Annotated in this window: 17 protein-coding genes; 11 read left to right on the top strand and 6 right to left on the bottom strand. The window is 66.6% G+C overall.

Annotated elements, in window-relative coordinates:
• Positions 1 to 131 precede the first annotated feature (131 nt).
• The 3 genes from gyrB to dnaA all read right to left on the bottom strand — a co-directional run bounded on the left by gyrB (position 132) and on the right by dnaA (position 5,653).
• On the bottom strand, positions 132 to 2,750 hold the full coding sequence (gyrB, locus tag AC1DY5_RS14580) for a DNA topoisomerase (ATP-hydrolyzing) subunit B (protein WP_478112346.1): 2,619 nt from the start codon (positions 2,748 to 2,750) through the stop codon (positions 132 to 134).
• Positions 2,751 to 2,892: 142 nt separating this feature from the next.
• On the bottom strand, positions 2,893 to 3,999 hold the full coding sequence (gene dnaN, locus AC1DY5_RS14575; RefSeq protein WP_478112344.1) for a DNA polymerase III subunit beta: 1,107 nt from the start codon (positions 3,997 to 3,999) through the stop codon (positions 2,893 to 2,895).
• 274 nt (positions 4,000 to 4,273) lie between these two features.
• On the bottom strand, positions 4,274 to 5,653 hold the full coding sequence (gene dnaA / locus AC1DY5_RS14570; RefSeq protein WP_478112342.1) for a chromosomal replication initiator protein DnaA: 1,380 nt from the start codon (positions 5,651 to 5,653) through the stop codon (positions 4,274 to 4,276).
• 331 nt (positions 5,654 to 5,984) lie between these two features.
• Between dnaA and rpmH the strand changes: the two genes are divergently transcribed.
• The 6 genes from rpmH to AC1DY5_RS14540 all read left to right on the top strand — a co-directional run bounded on the left by rpmH (position 5,985) and on the right by AC1DY5_RS14540 (position 10,682).
• Complete coding sequence (gene rpmH, locus AC1DY5_RS14565) at positions 5,985 to 6,119, top strand: 50S ribosomal protein L34 (RefSeq protein WP_007834827.1); 135 nt, start codon at positions 5,985 to 5,987, stop codon at positions 6,117 to 6,119.
• 72 nt (positions 6,120 to 6,191) lie between these two features.
• A complete protein-coding gene (locus AC1DY5_RS14560) occupies positions 6,192 to 6,581 on the top strand; it encodes a ribonuclease P protein component (protein WP_478112340.1) in 390 nt (129 codons plus the stop codon).
• Positions 6,581 to 6,868 (top strand): membrane protein insertion efficiency factor YidD, encoded by a 288-nt coding sequence (gene yidD, locus AC1DY5_RS14555; protein WP_478112348.1) that lies wholly within the window; start codon positions 6,581 to 6,583, stop codon positions 6,866 to 6,868. The genes AC1DY5_RS14560 and yidD overlap by 1 nt, the downstream gene beginning before the upstream one ends.
• Positions 6,865 to 8,652 carry a membrane protein insertase YidC gene (gene yidC, locus AC1DY5_RS14550; protein ID WP_478112338.1) on the top strand — a complete coding sequence of 596 codons (1,788 nt, stop codon included), beginning with the start codon at positions 6,865 to 6,867 and terminating at the stop codon, positions 8,650 to 8,652. Before yidD ends, yidC begins: the two co-directional genes overlap by 4 nt.
• A gap of 65 nt (positions 8,653 to 8,717) precedes the next feature.
• Positions 8,718 to 10,130 carry a tRNA uridine-5-carboxymethylaminomethyl(34) synthesis GTPase MnmE gene (mnmE, locus tag AC1DY5_RS14545; RefSeq protein WP_478112336.1) on the top strand — a complete coding sequence of 471 codons (1,413 nt, stop codon included), beginning with the start codon at positions 8,718 to 8,720 and terminating at the stop codon, positions 10,128 to 10,130.
• Positions 10,131 to 10,214: 84 nt separating this feature from the next.
• Positions 10,215 to 10,682, top strand: coding sequence for a Crp/Fnr family transcriptional regulator (locus tag AC1DY5_RS14540; RefSeq protein WP_478112335.1), 468 nt, complete (start codon positions 10,215 to 10,217; stop codon positions 10,680 to 10,682).
• A 323-nt stretch (positions 10,683 to 11,005) separates the two neighbouring features.
• Here AC1DY5_RS14540 and AC1DY5_RS14535 read toward each other — a convergent pair whose 3' ends face one another.
• Positions 11,006 to 11,446: a hypothetical protein gene (locus tag AC1DY5_RS14535; protein ID WP_478112334.1), complete on the bottom strand. Its 441-nt coding sequence runs from the start codon at positions 11,444 to 11,446 to the stop codon at positions 11,006 to 11,008.
• Positions 11,447 to 11,490: 44 nt separating this feature from the next.
• Here AC1DY5_RS14535 and AC1DY5_RS14530 point away from each other — a divergent pair, with 44 nt between their 5' ends.
• Positions 11,491 to 11,727: a hypothetical protein gene (locus AC1DY5_RS14530; protein ID WP_478112333.1), complete on the top strand. Its 237-nt coding sequence runs from the start codon at positions 11,491 to 11,493 to the stop codon at positions 11,725 to 11,727.
• Between the two features lie 16 nt (positions 11,728 to 11,743).
• Here AC1DY5_RS14530 and AC1DY5_RS14525 read toward each other — a convergent pair whose 3' ends face one another.
• Entirely contained in the window at positions 11,744 to 13,729 is a 1,986-nt protein-coding gene (locus tag AC1DY5_RS14525) for a cation:proton antiporter (RefSeq protein ID WP_478112331.1), read from the bottom strand.
• Positions 13,730 to 13,817: 88 nt separating this feature from the next.
• Between AC1DY5_RS14525 and AC1DY5_RS14520 the strand changes: the two genes are divergently transcribed.
• From AC1DY5_RS14520 to AC1DY5_RS14505, 4 genes are read left to right on the top strand one after another with little or no spacing between them, the layout of a single operon-like run.
• A complete protein-coding gene (locus AC1DY5_RS14520) occupies positions 13,818 to 14,819 on the top strand; it encodes a KpsF/GutQ family sugar-phosphate isomerase (protein WP_478112330.1) in 1,002 nt (333 codons plus the stop codon).
• The gene (locus tag AC1DY5_RS14515; protein WP_478112328.1) at positions 14,819 to 15,367 is read left to right on the top strand and encodes a KdsC family phosphatase; all 549 of its coding nucleotides are present in this window, start codon (positions 14,819 to 14,821) and stop codon (positions 15,365 to 15,367) included. Before AC1DY5_RS14520 ends, AC1DY5_RS14515 begins: the two co-directional genes overlap by 1 nt.
• Positions 15,364 to 15,999, top strand: a complete 636-nt coding sequence (gene lptC, locus AC1DY5_RS14510) for an LPS export ABC transporter periplasmic protein LptC (protein ID WP_478112326.1) — start codon at positions 15,364 to 15,366, stop codon at positions 15,997 to 15,999. Before AC1DY5_RS14515 ends, lptC begins: the two co-directional genes overlap by 4 nt.
• A gap of 4 nt (positions 16,000 to 16,003) precedes the next feature.
• Entirely contained in the window at positions 16,004 to 16,846 is an 843-nt protein-coding gene (locus AC1DY5_RS14505; RefSeq protein WP_478112324.1) for an SDR family oxidoreductase, read from the top strand.
• Between the two features lie 67 nt (positions 16,847 to 16,913).
• Here the strand turns inward: AC1DY5_RS14505 and AC1DY5_RS14500 are convergent.
• A partial coding sequence (locus tag AC1DY5_RS14500) for a hypothetical protein (protein WP_478112322.1) occupies positions 16,914 to 17,154 on the bottom strand: 241 nt, incomplete at its 5' end.

Here is a 17,154-nt window from a genome sequence, read left to right as displayed (position 1 = left end):
CCATGGGGACGACCAACGGTCCTGCTGTACCGCCTGCATCGGCGCGCGAAGCAAGGGAACCTATCGAATCTGCAAGGCGGGTAGTTTTCTAGACTTATGCCCAGCAATTTCTCCCGGCTCTACACGACCGATCAAACGTCGATGTTCGCCGCCCGCAGCGCGTTCTGCTCGATGAACTCGCGCCGCGGCTCCACCTCGTCGCCCATCAGCATCGTGAACACGCGGTCGGCCTCGATCGCGTCGTCAATCTGCACCCGCAGCAGGCGGCGCACCGCCGGGTCCATCGTGGTTTCCCACAGCTGCTCGGGGTTCATTTCGCCCAGGCCCTTGTAGCGCTGGCGCGCGGTGGCGTTCTCGGCCTGGCCGATCAGCCAGCGCATCGCCTCGCGGAAGTCGCTGACCTTTTCCTCCTTGGCCCGCTCGCCTTCACCACGCTTGACCACCGCGCCTTCGCCGAGCAGGTCGCGGAAAGTCTTTGCGGCCTCGGCCAGGGCGGCGTAATCGGCGCCGTGGACGAAATCCTGCGTCAGCACGCTGCTCTTGATGTTGCCGTGGTGGCGGCGGCTGATGCGCAGCAGCGGCTTGTCGGTGCGGGCGTCGAACTCGCTCGAGACATCCGCAGGCGCACCGGTGGTGTTGAGTTCGCGCAGCTTGTTTTGCAGCGCCACGGCCGAGGCCTCGGCGCTGGCCGTGGTGTCGAGGTCAAGCGACACGCCATCGGCGATGGCGCGCAGCGCCGCCGCATCGAGGAACACGCCAAGCCGCGCGATCACCGCCTCGGCCAGCTGGTGCTTACGCGCCAGCTCGGCCAGCGTGTCGCCTCCGAGCGTCGTCGGGTTCGGGCCGCCGGTGAACACGCTCGCATCCTTCAACGCCACCTTCAGCAGGAAGGCATCGAGGGCCGGACCGTCCTTGAGGTACTGCTCCTCCTTGCCGACCTTGACCTTGTACAGCGGCGGCTGCGCGATGTAGATGTGGCCACGCTCGACCAGCTCCGGCATCTGCCGATAGAAGAAGGTCAGCAGCAGCGTGCGGATGTGGGCGCCGTCGACGTCGGCGTCGGTCATGATGATGATCCGGTGGTAGCGCAGCTTGGCGACGTTGAAGTCGTCGGCGCCGCCGCCCGAGGTCGTCGCGCCGGCGCGGCCGATGCCGGTTCCCAGCGCCGTGATCATGGTCAGGATTTCGTTGCTGGTGAGCAGCTTCTCGTAGCGCGCCTTCTCGACGTTCAGGATCTTGCCGCGCAGCGGCAGGATCGCCTGGAACTTCCGGTCGCGGCCCTGCTTGGCGGAACCGCCGGCGGAGTCGCCCTCGACCAGGTAGACCTCGCACAGCGCCGGGTCTTTCTCCTGGCAGTCGGCCAGCTTGCCGGGCAGGCCCATGCCGTCGAGCACGCCCTTGCGGCGCGTCATCTCGCGCGCCTTGCGGGCGGCTTCGCGCGCCCGCGCCGCCTCGACGATCTTGCCGCAGATGATCTTGGCGTCGTTCGGACGCTCCTGCAGGTAGTCGGTCAGCAGCCGGCCGACGATGTCCTCGACCGGCGCGCGGACTTCGCTCGACACCAGCTTGTCCTTGGTCTGGCTCGAGAACTTGGGCTCCGGCACCTTCACGCTCAGCACGCAGCACAGGCCTTCGCGCATGTCGTCGCCGGTAACCTCGACCTTGGCCTTCTTGGCCAGTTCATTCTCTTCGATGTACTTGTTGATCACCCGCGTCATCGCGGCGCGCAGGCCGGTCAGGTGGGTGCCGCCGTCACGCTGCGGAATGTTGTTGGTGAAGCACAGCACCTGCTCGTTGTAGCCGCTGTTCCACTGCATCGCGACTTCGACGCCGATATGCGTGCCGGGAATGCCGCCATAGGTGTCGGCCGGCTTCTCACCGAACGCATAGAACACGTTGGGATGCAGGACCGTCTTGCCCTTGTTGATGAACTCGACGAAGCCCTTGACGCCGCCGGTGCCCGAGAAGTCGTCTTCCTTGCCGTTGCGCTCGTCAATCAGCCGGATCCGCACGCCGTTGTTGAGGAAGCTCAACTCGCGCAGCCGCTTGCTGAGGATCTCGTAATGGAAGTCGGCGTTTTCCTTGAAGATCTCGGTGTCGGGCAGGAAGTGCACCTCGGTGCCGCGCTTCTCGGTCTCGCCCGTGACTTTCATCGGCGACACCTCGAAGCCGTTGACGACGTCGATGATGCGGTTCTGCACGAAGCCCTTGCTGAACTCCAGCGTGTGGACCTTGCCCTCGCGCCGCACCGTGAGGCGCAGCATCTTGCTCAGCGCGTTGACGCAGCTCACGCCGACGCCGTGCAGGCCGCCCGAGACCTTGTAGCTGTTCTGGTTGAACTTGCCGCCGGCGTGCAGTTCGGTCAGTGCGATCTCGGCCGCCGAGCGCTTCGGCTCGTGCTTGTCGTCCATCTTGACCCCGGTCGGGATGCCGCGGCCGTTGTCGGTGACGGAGATCGAGTTGTCGGTGTGGATCGTGACGACGATGTCGTCGCAATAGCCCGCGAGCGCCTCGTCGATCGAGTTGTCGACCACCTCGAACACCAGGTGATGCAGGCCGGTGCCGTCCGAGGTGTCGCCGATGTACATGCCCGGCCGCTTGCGGACCGCCTCCAGCCCTTCGAGGATCGTGATGGAGCCTTCGCCGTAGGACGTGTCGGCCGGTGTCACCTCGATCGGAATCGCGCTGTCGATCTCGGGGGTGTAAACCGGCTCGGTGTGCGGCACGTCCGGCTTGTTTTCTTCGCTCATCTGACTCTTTCTCTCGGTACCCAAGGGCACCGCAATTTCGGGGGATACCGCGGAACCGACTTTGCCGGCCCGCTGGTATCGCTCCCTGCAGGGGGGTCGGCGGCTACACGAAGTGAGCCAGCCTAGGGGTGTGCCAGGTCCTCTAGATCCTCATCGGCATCACGACGTACTTGAACGATGCGTTCTCTGGAATCGTCATCAGCACCGAACTGTTGGAATCGGCCAGGTCCAGCGTCACCATGTCCTGGCTCATGTTGGCCAAGGCGTCGATCAGGTAGGTCACGTTGAAGCCGATCTCGATGGCGTCGCCGCCGTAGTCGATGTCGAGTTCGTCCTGGGCTTCTTCCTGCTCGGCGTTGTTCGAGGCGATGCGCAAGGTGCCGGGCTCGATGTTGAGCCGCACGCCCTTGAACTTCTCGCTGGTCAGGATCGCGGTGCGCTGCAGGCTGGCCAGCAGCGGCGCGCGGCCCAGGGTCACGGTGTTCTTGTGGGTCTTCGGGATCACACGGTTGTAGTCGGGGAACTTGCCCTCGACCAGCTTGGTGACGAATTCCATGCCGCCGAAGCTGAACTTGGCCTGGTTGTTGGCGAACTGCATCTCGATAGCGCCCTCGGCGTCGGACAAGAGGCGCTGCATCTCGAGCACGGTCTTGCGCGGCAGGATCACTTCCTGGCGCGGCACCTCGACGTCGAGCGTGGCCGACGCGAAGGCCAGCCGGTGGCCGTCGGTGGCGACCAGGCTCAGCTGCTTGCCTTCGGCGACGAACAGGATGCCGTTGAGGTAGTAGCGGATGTCGTGGACCGCCATCGCGAAGGACACCTGGCTCAGCAGATCCTTCAGGGTCTTCTGCGRCACGCTGAAGACGGGGCCGAAATTGGCCGATTCCTGCACCAGCGGGAAATCCTCGGCCGGCAGCGACTGCAGCGTGAAGCGGCTCTTGCCACCCTTCAGCACCAGCTTGCTGGCACTCGATTCGAGGCTCACGGTCTGGTCGGCCGGCATGGTGCGCAGGATGTCGATCAGCTTGCGGGCACCGATGGTGGTCGTGAAGTTGCCCTCGTCGCCGCCGAGTTCGGCATGGGTGCGGATCTGGATCTCGAGATCGCTGGTGGTGAGCTGCAACTGGCCGCCGGTCTTGCGGATCAGCACATTGGCCAGGATCGGCAGCGTGTGGCGCCGCTCGACGATGCCCGCCACCGACTGCAGCGCGGCCAGGACTTTGTCCTGTGTAGCCTTCAAAACGATCATTGTCTTACCTCTTCCTTATTTCTTTAATTCAAATTAGTAGTAGTAGATAAGGGACGCACTGCTCTGTGGACAGCGTTGCTTTCCGCTTTCGTGACAAGGACTTGGCGCTGCGCGCCGGCTGTGCGCAGCCGCGCTTTGTTGCTGTCGCGCCAAGGCGCACAACTTCGGGTCGCGTGCCCAGCCTGTGGACAAGTGCCATCTTGTGCGGGCGCTGTCCACAGCGTTGTTCATTGACAGGATCGAAGGATCGTGAGAAAGCGGAGCGAGCAGCATGCTATCCCTTCAGCGTCTGCTCCAGCACGTGCAACTGCTGGTTCAGTTCGGTCAGTTGCTGGCGTTCGCCCGAGATCTTGCGCACCGCATGCAATACCGTGGTGTGGTCGCGGCCACCGAACAGCTCGCCGATCTCGGGCAGGCTCTTCTGGGTCAGCTCTTTGGCCAGGTACATCGCGATCTGGCGCGGCCGGGCGATCGAGGCCGGCCGCTTCTTCGAGTACATGTCGGCGACCTTGATCTTGTAGTAGTCGGCCACCGTCTTCTGGATGTTCTCGACCGAGATCTGCCGGTTCTGGATGGACAGCAGGTCGCGCAACGCCTCGCGTGCCAGCGCGATCGAGATCTCTTTTTGGTTGAAGCGTGAATAGGCCAGGATCTTGCGCAGCGCGCCTTCGAGTTCACGCACGTTGGAACGCACGTTCTTGGCGACGAAGAAGGCGACCTCCTCGGGCATCTCGGCGCTCTCGGCACGGGCCTTGTTGATCAGGATGGCGACGCGCATCTCGAGCTCGGGCGGCTCGATCGCCACCGTGAGACCCGAATCGAAGCGCGAGACCAGCCGCTCGTGGATGTCCGCCAGCCCCTTGGGGTAGGTGTCGCTGGTCATCACGATGTGTGACTTCTTGGCCAGCAGCGCTTCGAAGGCGTTGAAGAATTCTTCCTGCGTCCGGTCCTTGTTGGCGAAGAACTGGACATCGTCGATCAGCAGCAGGTCGAGCGAGTGATAGCGCTCCTTGAACTCGTCGAAGGTCTTGCGCTGATAGGCTTTGACCACATCCGAGACGAACTGCTCGGCATGGATGTAGAGAACTTTGGAATCCGGCCGATCCGCAAGCAAGCGGTTACCCACGGCATGCATCAGGTGGGTCTTGCCCAGGCCGACGCCGCCGTAGATGAAGAGCGGGTTGTAGAGGTGGCCCGGCATGCCGGCCACGTGCATCGCCGCGGCCCGCGCCATGCGGTTCGCCGTGCCTTCCACGAGGGTGTCGAAAGTGAGCCCCGAGTTGAGCCGGTTCTTGAATGCGGCGGCCGCCAGATCCTCGCTCGGCGGCGCCATTTCGCGCGGCACATCGGTCTCGGACACGATGGCCATAGATGCAGGCCTGTTAACGATTTCCCGAGGAGCAAGCGCTAACTCAATGATGACTGGCTGGCCGTAGAGCTTCTCGGCCATCGCAGCGATCTTGCCGGCATACTGGGCCCGGATCCAGTCGAGCTTGAAGCGGTTGGCGACGAACACTGTGACGCGTGAAAGATCGTCCGTGACCTTGGCGGTCAGCGGCTTGATCCAGGTGTTGAACTGCTGTTCGGACAGTTCCTGTGCGAGCTGGTCGACACAGGCCTGCCAGAGGCTGTCACCGATGCCTTCACCTGGCATGGGCGCTCTGAAAAGTGGTTTGTCCCTCAGCCATTCTCTCGTCTTAATATTGTGGATAGTCGCACCCGCGATGCGCCTTCGATTCTAACTTGTCAAAACCTTATCCACATGGTTTCCACGGTCGCCGAATCACCTGCGGATGCGGTCGAGATTGTCGGCCAGCTGAATCTTTGCGATAATTGCGGGTTTCCCTGAAAACATTCTTTGTGTGTTTCGGGGTATCCCGGGATATTCGTATGTGGGGGCCTCCCCACCCGGTAAAAAAACTGCCGACGGCCTTCGGGGCCCGGAGGCTCACACGCCGGCCTTGCCGGTGAATCAGGAAATCATCATGAAACGCACGTATCAAGCATCCAAAGTCCGCCGCGCCCGTACTCACGGCTTCCTGGTCCGCATGAAGACCCGCGGTGGCCGCGCCGTGATCAACGCACGCCGCGCCAAGGGCCGCAAGCGCCTGGCAGTCTAAGACTCGCCAGCACCGTTGCCAGTCGACCCGCTGCCGCCTTCACCGTCCGTCGGGGTCCAGCGGTTGGCTTCCATGCAGCGGCTCAAGACCCGCGCGCAGTTCCAGGCCGTCCTCGCAGGTGCTACCGTGGCGCGTACAGCCCACTTCGCACTGCACCGCTGCGCGCTAGACGCGCTGGCTGGGGCCGCGCCGCTGTTCGTCATCGAAGATGTATGGCTCGGCGCGATGGTTCCGAAGCGCTGGGCCCGCCGCGCGGTCACCCGCAACGCGATCAAACGCCAGATCTATACCGTGAGCGCTGCCGCGACAGAAGCCTCGCTGCCGCGCGCAGCGCATGTGGTGCGCCTGCGTGCGGCATTCGATCGCCGGCAATTCGTCAGCGCGACATCCGACAAGCTCAAGGCCGCCGTCCGTGCCGAACTCCAGCAACTGCTGGAGAGGGCCGCGACGGCGCGCGCATGATGCGGCGCGTCCTGATCGGTCTCGTCAAGGCTTATCGGCTGCTGCTGAGCCCGTCGCTCGGCCAGTCCTGCCGCTTCGAGCCGACCTGCTCCGTCTATGCCATCGGTGCGCTCGAGCAGCACGGCGCGGCCAAGGGCAGCTACCTGGCGCTGCACCGCATCGCCCGCTGCCAGCCCTGGTGCGAGGGCGGCCACGACCCGGTTCCCCCAAAGACACAGCGCCCGATGCCAAGACAGGGGTCGCTGTTCGCTTTTCTCTCTTCCGACGACAAGAAGTCTTCTTCATGAACGATATCCGCCGCACCATCCTGTGGGTGATTTTTGGCTTCTCGCTGGTGTTGCTGTGGGACCAATGGCAGGTCTACAACGGCCACAAGCCGACTTTCCTGCCCTCGACCAAGACCAGCGCGCCAGCCGAGCCGTCGGCGACGCCCGCCGCCGGCAACGCAAATGGCGTTCCCGCGGCCGCCGCGCCTGCGGCCGGGGCGGTGCCGGTGCAGGGCAGCACGCCGGCCATCGGCGAGAAGGTCACGGTCTCCACCGATGTCTTCAAGGCCACCATCGACGGCGAGGGCGGCACGCTGTCTGAGCTGCAGCTGCTGCAGTTCCTCGACCAGACGAACCACGGCGGCCTGGTCGAATGGTTCCGTCGGCTGGTCGGCTTGCCGGTGCCGCAGAACGAGGTCCGGCCCGTGTTGCTGATGGAGAACGGTTCGCCCGCCACGCGCTACGTGGCCCAGACCGGCCTGCTCAACACCGTGGACACCGGTGATCGTTTCCCGAATCACCTGAGCCTGATGACTGCGCGCCCCGGCCCGCGCGAATTGGCCGCAGGCCAGAACACGCTCGAGGTGGCCTTCGAGTCGCAGCCCGTGGGCGGCCTGAAGTACGTCAAGACCTACGTGTTCCAGCGCGGCGACTATTCGATCCGCGTCAAGCACCAGATCGTCAATGTCAGCGACAAGCCGCGCGATGCGCAGCTCTACCTGCAGTTCACGCGCCACGGCACGGTGGCGGCCGGCACCATGTTCGGCACCAATACCTTCACCGGCCCGGCCATCTTCACCGAGCAGAAGAAGTTCCAGAAGATCGACTTCAGCGCCATCACCAAGGGCAAGGTCGAACTGCCGGCGCCCGCCGACAACGGCTGGGTGGCGATGGTGCAGCACTATTTCGTCTCGGCCTGGCTGCTGAACGTGCCGGGCAGCGACACCCTCAAGCGCGAATTCCGAGTCGCCGACCTCGGCAACAACTTGTTCTCGGTGGCGATGGTGCTGCAGGTGCCCCAACTGGCTCCGGGCGCCGCCCAGACCATCGACAGCAACCTGTTCGCCGGACCCGAGGAAGAGAAGAAGCTCGAGGCGCTCGCCCCCGGCCTCGACCTGGTCAAGGACTACGGCATCTTCGCCATCATCTCCAAGCCGCTCTACTGGCTCCTGAACAAGCTGCACGGCATTCTCGGCAACTGGGGCTGGTCGATCGTCGCGCTGGTGGTGCTGCTGAAGGCGGCCTTCTACTGGCTCAACGCCAAGGCCTACGCCAGCATGGCCAAGATGAAGGCCATCAATCCGAAGATCATGGAAATGCGCGAGCGGCTCAAGGACAAGCCGCAGGAGATGCAGCAGGAGATGATGCGCATCTACCGCGAGGAAAAGGTCAATCCGATGGGCGGCTGCTTCCCGATCGTGATCCAGATCCCGGTTTTCATCGCGCTCTACTGGGTGCTGCTGTCCTCGGTCGAGATGCGCCATGCGCCCTGGATCATGTGGATCCATGACCTCTCGGCACCGGACCCCTGGTTCATCCTGCCGGTGGTGATGACCGCCACCTCGCTGTTCCAGACCTGGCTCAATCCGACGCCGCCGGATCCGATGYAGGCCAAGCTGATGTGGATCATGCCGCTGGCCTTCAGCGTGATGTTCATCTTCTTCCCGGCCGGCCTGGTGCTGTACTGGATCACCAACAACGTGCTGTCGATCGCGCAGCAGTGGTTCATCAACAAGCGGCTGGGCGTGCTGGGCAATCCGCCCAAGACGCCAAAGTTGCCAACGCTGGCAAAGCCGGGCAAGTAAGGCCTCGGCATCAGACTCCCAAGGGGCCGCGAAAGCGGCCCTTTTTGCTGGAAGAATCCTCCCCCATGCTCTCGCGCACCGCCGATCCGATCGTCGCCATCGCCACCGCCTCCGGCCGTGGCTCGGTCGGGATCGTGCGCGTTTCCGGCCGCGACCTCCTGCCGCTGGTGCGCGCCCTGTGCCATCGTGCGCTGAAGCCGCGCGAAGCCACCTATCTGCCCTTCCTGGACGCCGATGGCTCGCCGATCGACCGCGGACTGGCGCTGCATTTCCCGGCGCCGAATTCCTTCACCGGCGAAGACGTGTTCGAACTCCAGGCCCACGGCGGCATGGTGGTGCTGCAACTGCTGCTGGCACGCTGCCTGGCGGCCGCCGCCGAAGCCGATCCGGCGACCGGCCGGCCCCGCCTCCCGGGCTTGCGGGTGGCCGAGCCCGGCGAGTTCAGCCAGCGCGCCTTCCTCAACGGCAAGATCGACCTGGCACAGGCCGAAGCCATCGCCGATCTGATCGACGCCAGCACCGAGGCCGCGGCGCGCAGCGCCAGCCGTTCGCTGTCGGGCGCCTTCTCCGACGAGATTCACACCCTACTTGAAGCGCTGGTGCGACTTCGGATGCTGGTCGAGGCGACGCTCGACTTCCCGGAAGAGGAGATCGACTTCCTGCAGGAGGCGGATGCCTCGGGCCAATTGGCCGCCCTGCAGGCCCAGTTGACCGCGGTGCAGCAGCGGGCCCGCCAGGGCGCCCTGCTGCGCGAGGGCATCAAGGTCGTGATCGCGGGACAGCCGAACGCCGGCAAGAGTTCGCTGCTCAACGCGCTGGCCGGGGCCGAACTGGCGATCGTCAGCGCGGTCGCGGGCACGACCCGCGATGTCGTCTCGCAAACCATCCAGATCCAGGGCGTGCCGCTGCACGTGGTCGACACCGCGGGCCTGCGCGACAGTGCCGACGAGGTCGAACAGATCGGCATCGCCCGCGCCTGGGGCCAGATCGAAGGCGCCGACGCGGTACTGTTCCTGCACGACCTGACGCGCAGCGCATCAACAGCCTACGCCCAGGCCGATGCCGACATCGCGGGCCTGCTGGCCAACCGGCTGCCGGCCAGCGTGCCGGTGATCGATGTCTGGAGCAAGCTCGATGCCGCGCCGCCGGCCGCAGAACTGCCGGATACCGGGGTGCGCCTGTCGGCCCGTACTGGTGCCGGCATCGAGACCTTGCGGCGCGAACTGCTGGAAGTGGCCGGCTGGCAGGCGGTGCCGGAAGGCGTCTACCTGGCGCGAGCGCGCCATGTGCAGGCGCTGTCGCGGGTCGAGGAACACATCGCGCTGGCAGCCACCCAACTGGCGGCCCAGGCACAATTCCTCGACCTGCTGGCCGAGGAACTGCGGCTGGCGCAGAACGCGCTGAACGAGATCACCGGCGAGTTCGGGGCCGACGACCTTCTGGACGTGATCTTTTCCCGTTTTTGCATCGGCAAGTAGCCCAAAAATGTGTCTTTGTGTGACATCTGTCACCGCCGAGTTTCGCTTTCGCAGATACTGCACATGCATAGCAGGGTCAGCACGATGTCATTCAGCATTCAGAATCTTTGCCGCGCCATTGCGCAGAACTCCAGCTACGACGCCTTCGCCCCGGCGCTCAACGCGCAGCAATGGGAGACGGTGGCCGGATATCTGCAGCCTCTCGACATTTCCGCGGGACAGGTGCTGATCGACCAGGGCACCGTCGACCGCACGCTCTTTTTCATCGAGAGCGGCGCGCTCAGCGTGCACCTGATCGGCGACAAGGGCCAGATGCAGCTGGCGATCCTGAATCCCGGCTCGGTGGTGGGCGAGGGTTCCTTTTTCTCGCGCGCACCGCGTTCGGCCAACGTGGTCGCCACCGGCGCCGCCCGCGTCTGGCGACTGACGGCCATCCGCTTCACCGAGTTGTCGAACCGACAGCCCAACCTGGCCCTGGAACTCACGCTCGGTCTGGGTGCGGTCATCGCCAAGCGAATGGTCAACAAGCCCAAGCGGGTGGCCGTGACCTGAGCTGACGATGACGCAGGCATGCCCGGACTGCCGAACCGACAACCAGGACGGCGCCAAGTTCTGCAAGGGCTGCGGCACGCGGCTGGGTCCGCAAAGTCCGGCGCCGCCGACCGACGCTTCGGGCGCCAGCGAGGATTGGGCCGCGACGCAGCGGATGACGGTGGATTCAGACATGCCTCTGCCCTCTGCGGCGAGTCCGCAGCGGCGGTCCGCGCGAACTGCGGCAGCGCCCGCCCGCAAAGCTGCACCCGTCGCCAGGAAGAAAATGCCGCGAACAGCCGCGTCGCAGCCGTCGAGCCGGAACCCCTTGCGCACGGCCGTGATCATTCTGCTGGTCGTCGCCGGGCTGGTCGTTGCCGCGGGCTGGCTTTTGTCCCCCGGCTCGTCGGGTCAACGCGCGGCGCTTCCCTCGCCTTCAATGCCGCCACCACCGGCGATATCCGATGCCCTGCCCCAGGTACCCGCAGCCCTCGAGTCCGCAGCGCCCCTGGCGCCACGACCCGAGCCCGCGGAACCGGTCGAGCCCGGGTTGTCTTCGTTCCTGGCGACACTGCCCGCGGAGCCACAGGCTTTGCCAACCGCACCCGCATCCGCACCTGCACCTGCACCTGCACCTGCACCGGCACCTGCACCGGCACCGGCACCGGCACCAGCACCAGCACCCGCACTTGCACCGGCACCTGCACCTGCACCTGCACCTGCACCGGCGCCGGCGCCGGCACAGTCACGGGCATCCACACCGGCACCGCTGCCACCGGCCGCATCGATAAAGCCCGGCACGCCGAAGTCCCGAAAGGCGTCGCCGCCAGTGACGCCACCCGCGCCGGTGGTTCAGGCCGCACCGGCCCCCGAACCGCCGGCAGCGCCCCCGGCCGCTCCGCCGACTCCGCAGGCGCAGTGCGCCAGCCTCAATTTCATCGCCCGCGCCCGCTGCCTGACCGTACAGTGCGCCAAGCCCGAATTCAGGGCCCATGCCCAGTGCGAAGCGGTGCATCGCCAGCAGCAGATCGAGGAAGAAAAGCGCAACCCGAGCTTGCCAAGCTGAATACGGAGCCGCGTCCTTAGCCCTTCTGCAGCTTGTCGATGGCCATCGCCAGGGCGCCGGGCTTGCCGGACAGCACCAGAGTGTCGCCATCAGCCAGCACGGTGTCGTCGTCGGCATCGGCCGCCTTGCCGTCGCGCCGGCGCAGACTGGCAACCCGGACGTTCAGCGCCGCCAGCGCCAGACCGGCCAGCGGCTGGCCGATCGCGCGGGCGCCGGCCGTCAGCGTGAAGCTGTTGAGCCGCTCATGGTCGATCTCGTCGGCGTTGTCGTCGTCGGCGCCGTGGAAGTAGCCGCGCAGCAGGTTGTAGCGGGCATCGCGCTGGTCCTGCACGACGCGGATCACGCGCCGCATCGGCACGCCGACCAGCGCCAGCGCGTGGCTGGCCAGCATCAGCGAGCCCTCGATGGCCTCCGGCACCACCTCGGTCGCGCCGGCCGCCTGCAGCTTCTCGAGGTCGCGGTCGTCCTGGGTGCGCACAATCACCGGCACCTGCGGCGCGTGCGCGCGGGCGTTGGCCAGCACCTTGAGCGCGCCGGGCACGTCCTGGTAGGTCACGACCAGGGCGCTGGCGCGCGCCAGCCCGGCCGCCATCAGCGCCTGCAGCCGCGAGGCATCGCCGAAAACCACCGAATCGCCGGCCGCGGCGGCCTGGCGTACACGGTCCGGGTCGAGGTCCAGCGCCAGGTAGGGAATGCCTTCGCGCTCCAGCATCCGTGCCAGGTTCTGGCCGCAGCGCCCGTAGCCGCAGATGATCACGTGGCGCGCCGTGTTGATGGTCTTGCGCGCGATCGAGGTCATCTGCAGCGACTGCTGCAGCCAGTCGCTCGCCACCAGCCTCCGCACGATGCGGTTGCTGTACATGATGATGAAGGGCGTCGACAGCATCGACAGCACCATCGAGGCCAGCACCGGATTGGCCAGCCAGGGCGGCAACAGGTCCTGGCCCTGGGCCAGGGCCAGCAGCACGAAGCCGAATTCGCCGGCCTGCGCCAGGTAGAGACCGGTGCGCAGCGCCACCCCGCTGGTGGCGCCGAGCACGCGCGCCAGAAGCGTCACCAGCAGCAGCTTGAAGGTCAGCGGCAGCACCAGCAGGACGCCGACCAGCGCCCAGTGATCGACCATCACGTGCCAGTCGAGCGACATCCCGATGGTGATGAAGAAGAGCCCGAGCAGCACGTCGTGGAAGGGCCGGATGTCGGTCTCCACCTGGTGCTTGAATTCGGTCTCCGACACCAGCATTCCGGCCACGAAGGCGCCCAGCGCCAGGCTCAGGCCGGCTAGTTCTGTCAGCCAGGCGAGGCCGAGCGTGATCAGCAGCAGGTTGAGCATGAAGAGCTCCTCGCTGCGCCGGCGCGCCACCAGCGTCAGCCACCAGCGCATCACGCGCGGACCGCCGTACAACAGCACGCCGATCAGGAAGCCAGCCTTCAGCAAAGCGACGCTGAGCGCCCTCAGCAAGGTCTCCGGCGGGGCGCCGAGCGCCGGGATCAGCACCAGCAGCGGCACCACCGCGAGATCCTGGAACAGCAGCACGCCCATCACGCGCTTGCCGTGCTCGCTGTCGATCTCGAGGCGTTCCGCCATTAGCTTGACCACGATCGCCGTGCTGCTCATCGTCAGCGCACCCGAGAACACCAGCGCGGCCTGCCAGTCGAGCTTCCAGGCCGCCGGCACCCAGGTCGATATCAGCAAGGCACCGCCGGTGGCCATCGCGATGGTCAGCATCACCTGCAGCAGTCCGARGCCGAAGACATGCCGGCGCATCGCGCGCAGCTTGGGCAGGCTGAACTCGAGCCCGATCACGAACATCAGGAAGACGACGCCGAATTCGCCCAGGTGGCGGATGCCCTCCGAGTTCTGCGCCAGGGCCAGCGCGTGCGGCCCGATCAGGACGCCGGCAGCCAGGTAGCCGAGCATCGGCGGCAGCCGCAGCGACCGGCATAGGACCACGCCGATCACCGCAGCAAGCAGGTACATCAGCGTGAGATCGAGCGAGGACATGTCCGCATGCTAGCAACACGCTTGCCGGCTCCGGCCCTGAATTCGTCCTCTCGCTGGCCAGGGTGTGGCCGATCGATAAAATCCGCCGATGAGCTCCCGCCCTCCCGTGATCCCCCCGATCGATTCCGACGCGCTGCTGGCGCGCGCCCGCACGACCTTCGACATCGAGGCGGCGGCGGTGCTCGGCCTCAAGGACCGCCTGAGTGCGAGCTTTCCCGCTGCGGTGCAGAAGATTCTCGACGTCCGCGGGCGGGTGGTCGTGATGGGCATGGGCAAGAGCGGCCATGTCGGCCGCAAGATCGCGGCCACCCTCGCTTCGACCGGCACGCCCGCGATGTTCGTGCACCCGGCCGAGGCCAGCCACGGCGACCTCGGCATGATCAAGGCGGTCGACCTCGTGCTGGCGATCTCCAACAGCGGTGAGGTCGAGGAACTCACCACCATCCTGCCGGTGGTCAAGCGCCAGGGCGTGCCGCTGATCGCGCTGACCGGCCGCATGGACTCGACGCTCRCTCGCCATGCCGACATCGTGCTCGACAGCGGCGTCGAGAAGGAAGCCTGCCCGCTGAATCTTGCGCCGACCGCCAGCACCACCGCGCAGATGGCGATGGGCGATGCGCTCGCAGTGGCGCTGCTCGATGCCCGCGGCTTCGGCACCGAAGACTTTGCGCGCTCCCACCCCGGTGGCGCGCTGGGGCGCAAGCTCTTGACCCACGTCAGCGATGTGATGCGCTCCGGCGACGACGTGCCGCGCGTCGACCCCGACGCCAGCCTGAGCGAGATCATGCGCGAGATGAGTTCCAAGGGGCTCGGTGCCACCGCCGTGGTCGGCCCCGATGGCCGCGCGATCGGCATCTTCACGGATGGCGACCTGCGCCGCCAGGTCGAGACCGGCGCCGACCTGCGGGCCCTCAAGGCCAGCGACGTCATGCACGCCGGCCCGCGCATGCTGCGCTCCGATGCGCTGGCCGCCGAGGCGGCCGATCTCATGGAACAGCATCGCATCACCAGCGTGCTGGTGGTCGATTCGTCAGGCCTGCTCATCGGCGCGCTCAGCATCAACGACCTGATGCGCGCGAAGGTCATCTGATGGGCATTGAATTCAGGCCGGAGACCCTGCTCGCCGCCCAGGACATCCGCATCGCCTTCTTCGATATCGACGGCGTCCTGACCGATGGCGGCGTCTACTTCACCGAGCACGGCGAGACGCTCAAGCGCTTCAGCATCCTCGACGGCTACGGCCTCAAGCTGCTGCGCATGGCCGGCATCACGCCGGCCGTGATCACCGGCCGCGACTCGAAGCCGCTGCGCGTTCGGCTCGAGGCGCTGGGCATCGCCCACGTGCGCTATGGCACCGAGAACAAGCTGCCGGCCGCCGAGGCGATGCTCGCGCAACTGGGTTTCGACTGGTCGCAGGCGGCCGCGATCGGCGACGACTGGCCCGACCTTCCGGTGTTGTCGCGTGTCGCCTTCGCGGCGGCGCCGGCCAACGCCCATGCCGAGGTGCGCGCGATCGCGCGCCATGTCACTTCGGCCCGCGGCGGCGACGGTGCGGCGCGCGAGTTCTGCGACCTGCTGCTGACCGCCGGCGGGCACTACCGCCGCCTGCTGGACCAGGCGCGGGGCCTGGACGAATGAAGTCCGCCTGGCGCGTCCTGCGCGATGCCTTCGATCGGCTGACGATCTACCTGCCGATCATCCTGACCGCCGTGCTTGCGATGGGCACCTACTGGCTGGTGCGCAACGCCCCTGAAATGCTCGCGCCGCTGCCCAAGGAAGCGCCGACGCACGAGCCCGACTATTTCATGCGCGGCTTCTCGGTGAAGAACTTCCAGCCCAACGGCGACTTGCGCACCGAGGTCTTCGGCAAGGAGGGCCGGCACTATCCGGACACCGACACGCTCGAAGTCGACCAGGTGCGCTGGCGCTCGATCTCGGTCGAGGGATTGGTGACCCACGGTTCCGCCGATCGCGGCGTGTCGAACGGCGACGGCAGCGAGATCCAGCTGTTCGGCAACGCAGTCGTGATCCGCGACGCTGCCAAGTCGAGCAAGGGCGCGCTGCTGCCGCGGCTCGAGTTCCGAGGCGACTTCCTGCATGCCTTCCTCAACAGCGAGCGGGTGAAGTCGGACCAGCCGGTCACGCTGATCCGCGACGGCGACCGGTTCACGGCCGACTCCATGGACTACGACAACCTCAGCGGGGTCGCCAATCTCAAGGGCCGCGTGCGCGGCCTGCTGACGCCGGCAGCACCCGGCCCGAAACGCTGATCGCATGAGCCGCCCGGCCGCTCCGAAGACGAATACCGAGGCGCTGCTGCGCGAAGGCTACCCAGTTAGCCGCCCGAATCCGCTGCTCTTCGTCACCGGGGCTTCGAGCGGCATCGGGCAGGCGCTGGCCGCGCGCTTCTACGACGCCGGCTACGACCTGGCGCTGGTGGCGCGGCGCACGGCCGAGGTCGAGGCCTGGGCAGTCGCCCGCCAACTGGACCCGGCCCGCTGGCGGATCTACGGCGCCGACGTGGCCGTGCTCGACAGCATCGTGGCCGCGGGCGGTGCCTGCATCGAACAACAGGGCCTGCCCGACGTGGTCATTGCCAACGCCGGCATCAGCATTGGCATGGACACCGCCGAACGCGGCGACCTCGATGTGATGGCGCGCATCATCGCCACCAACAACCTCGGCCTGGCGGCGACCTTTCATCCCTTTGTCGCCGCGATGGCGGCGCGCGGCAGCGGACGCCTGGTGGGCATCGGCAGCGTCGCGGCCATTCGCGGCCTGCCCGGCCATGGCGCCTACTGCGCCAGCAAGGCGGGCGTGGTGGCCTACTGCGAGAGCCTGCGCGGGGAACTGCGGGCCAGCGGCGTCAAGGTGGTCACGCTGTGTCCCGGCTATGTCGACACCCCGCTGACGCAAGGCAACCGCTACGGCATGCCCTTCCTGCTGCAGCCGGAGGCCTTCGCCGAGCGCGCCTTCCGCGCGATCCGTGCCGGCACCAGCTACCGCGTCATTCCGTGGCAGATGGGGGTGGTCGCCAAGCTGATGCGGATGCTGCCGAATCCGCTGTTCGATCGAATCTTCCAGGGCCGCGGCCGCAAGCGGCGCCAGGGCGAGTGAGGCCGGCGCGCCCATGAAAAAAGGCTCCCGCAGGAGCCTTCTGGATTGCGATTCGCGTTCGGAGCGATCAATAGCCGCTGTTGCCGCCGCTGCCGCCGCTGCCGCCGCTGCCGCCGCCGTAGCCGCCACGGCCGCCGCCGCCACGGGGACCCGCGCCGTAGGGGCTGCGGAAGCCGCCGTCACCGCCGCCACCGCCGCTGCGGCCACCACCACCGCCGCCGTAGCCGCCACCACCGCCGCTGCGACCACCGCCGCCGCCGCCATAGCCGCCGCCACCACCGCCGTAGCCGCCACCACCGCCGCCGCCA

It is taken from the genome of Variovorax sp. P4_D9 (assembly GCF_056401695.1).
The sequence above is the reverse complement of the archived record's forward strand: the minus strand, read 5'-3'. Positions and strand labels throughout refer to the sequence as shown.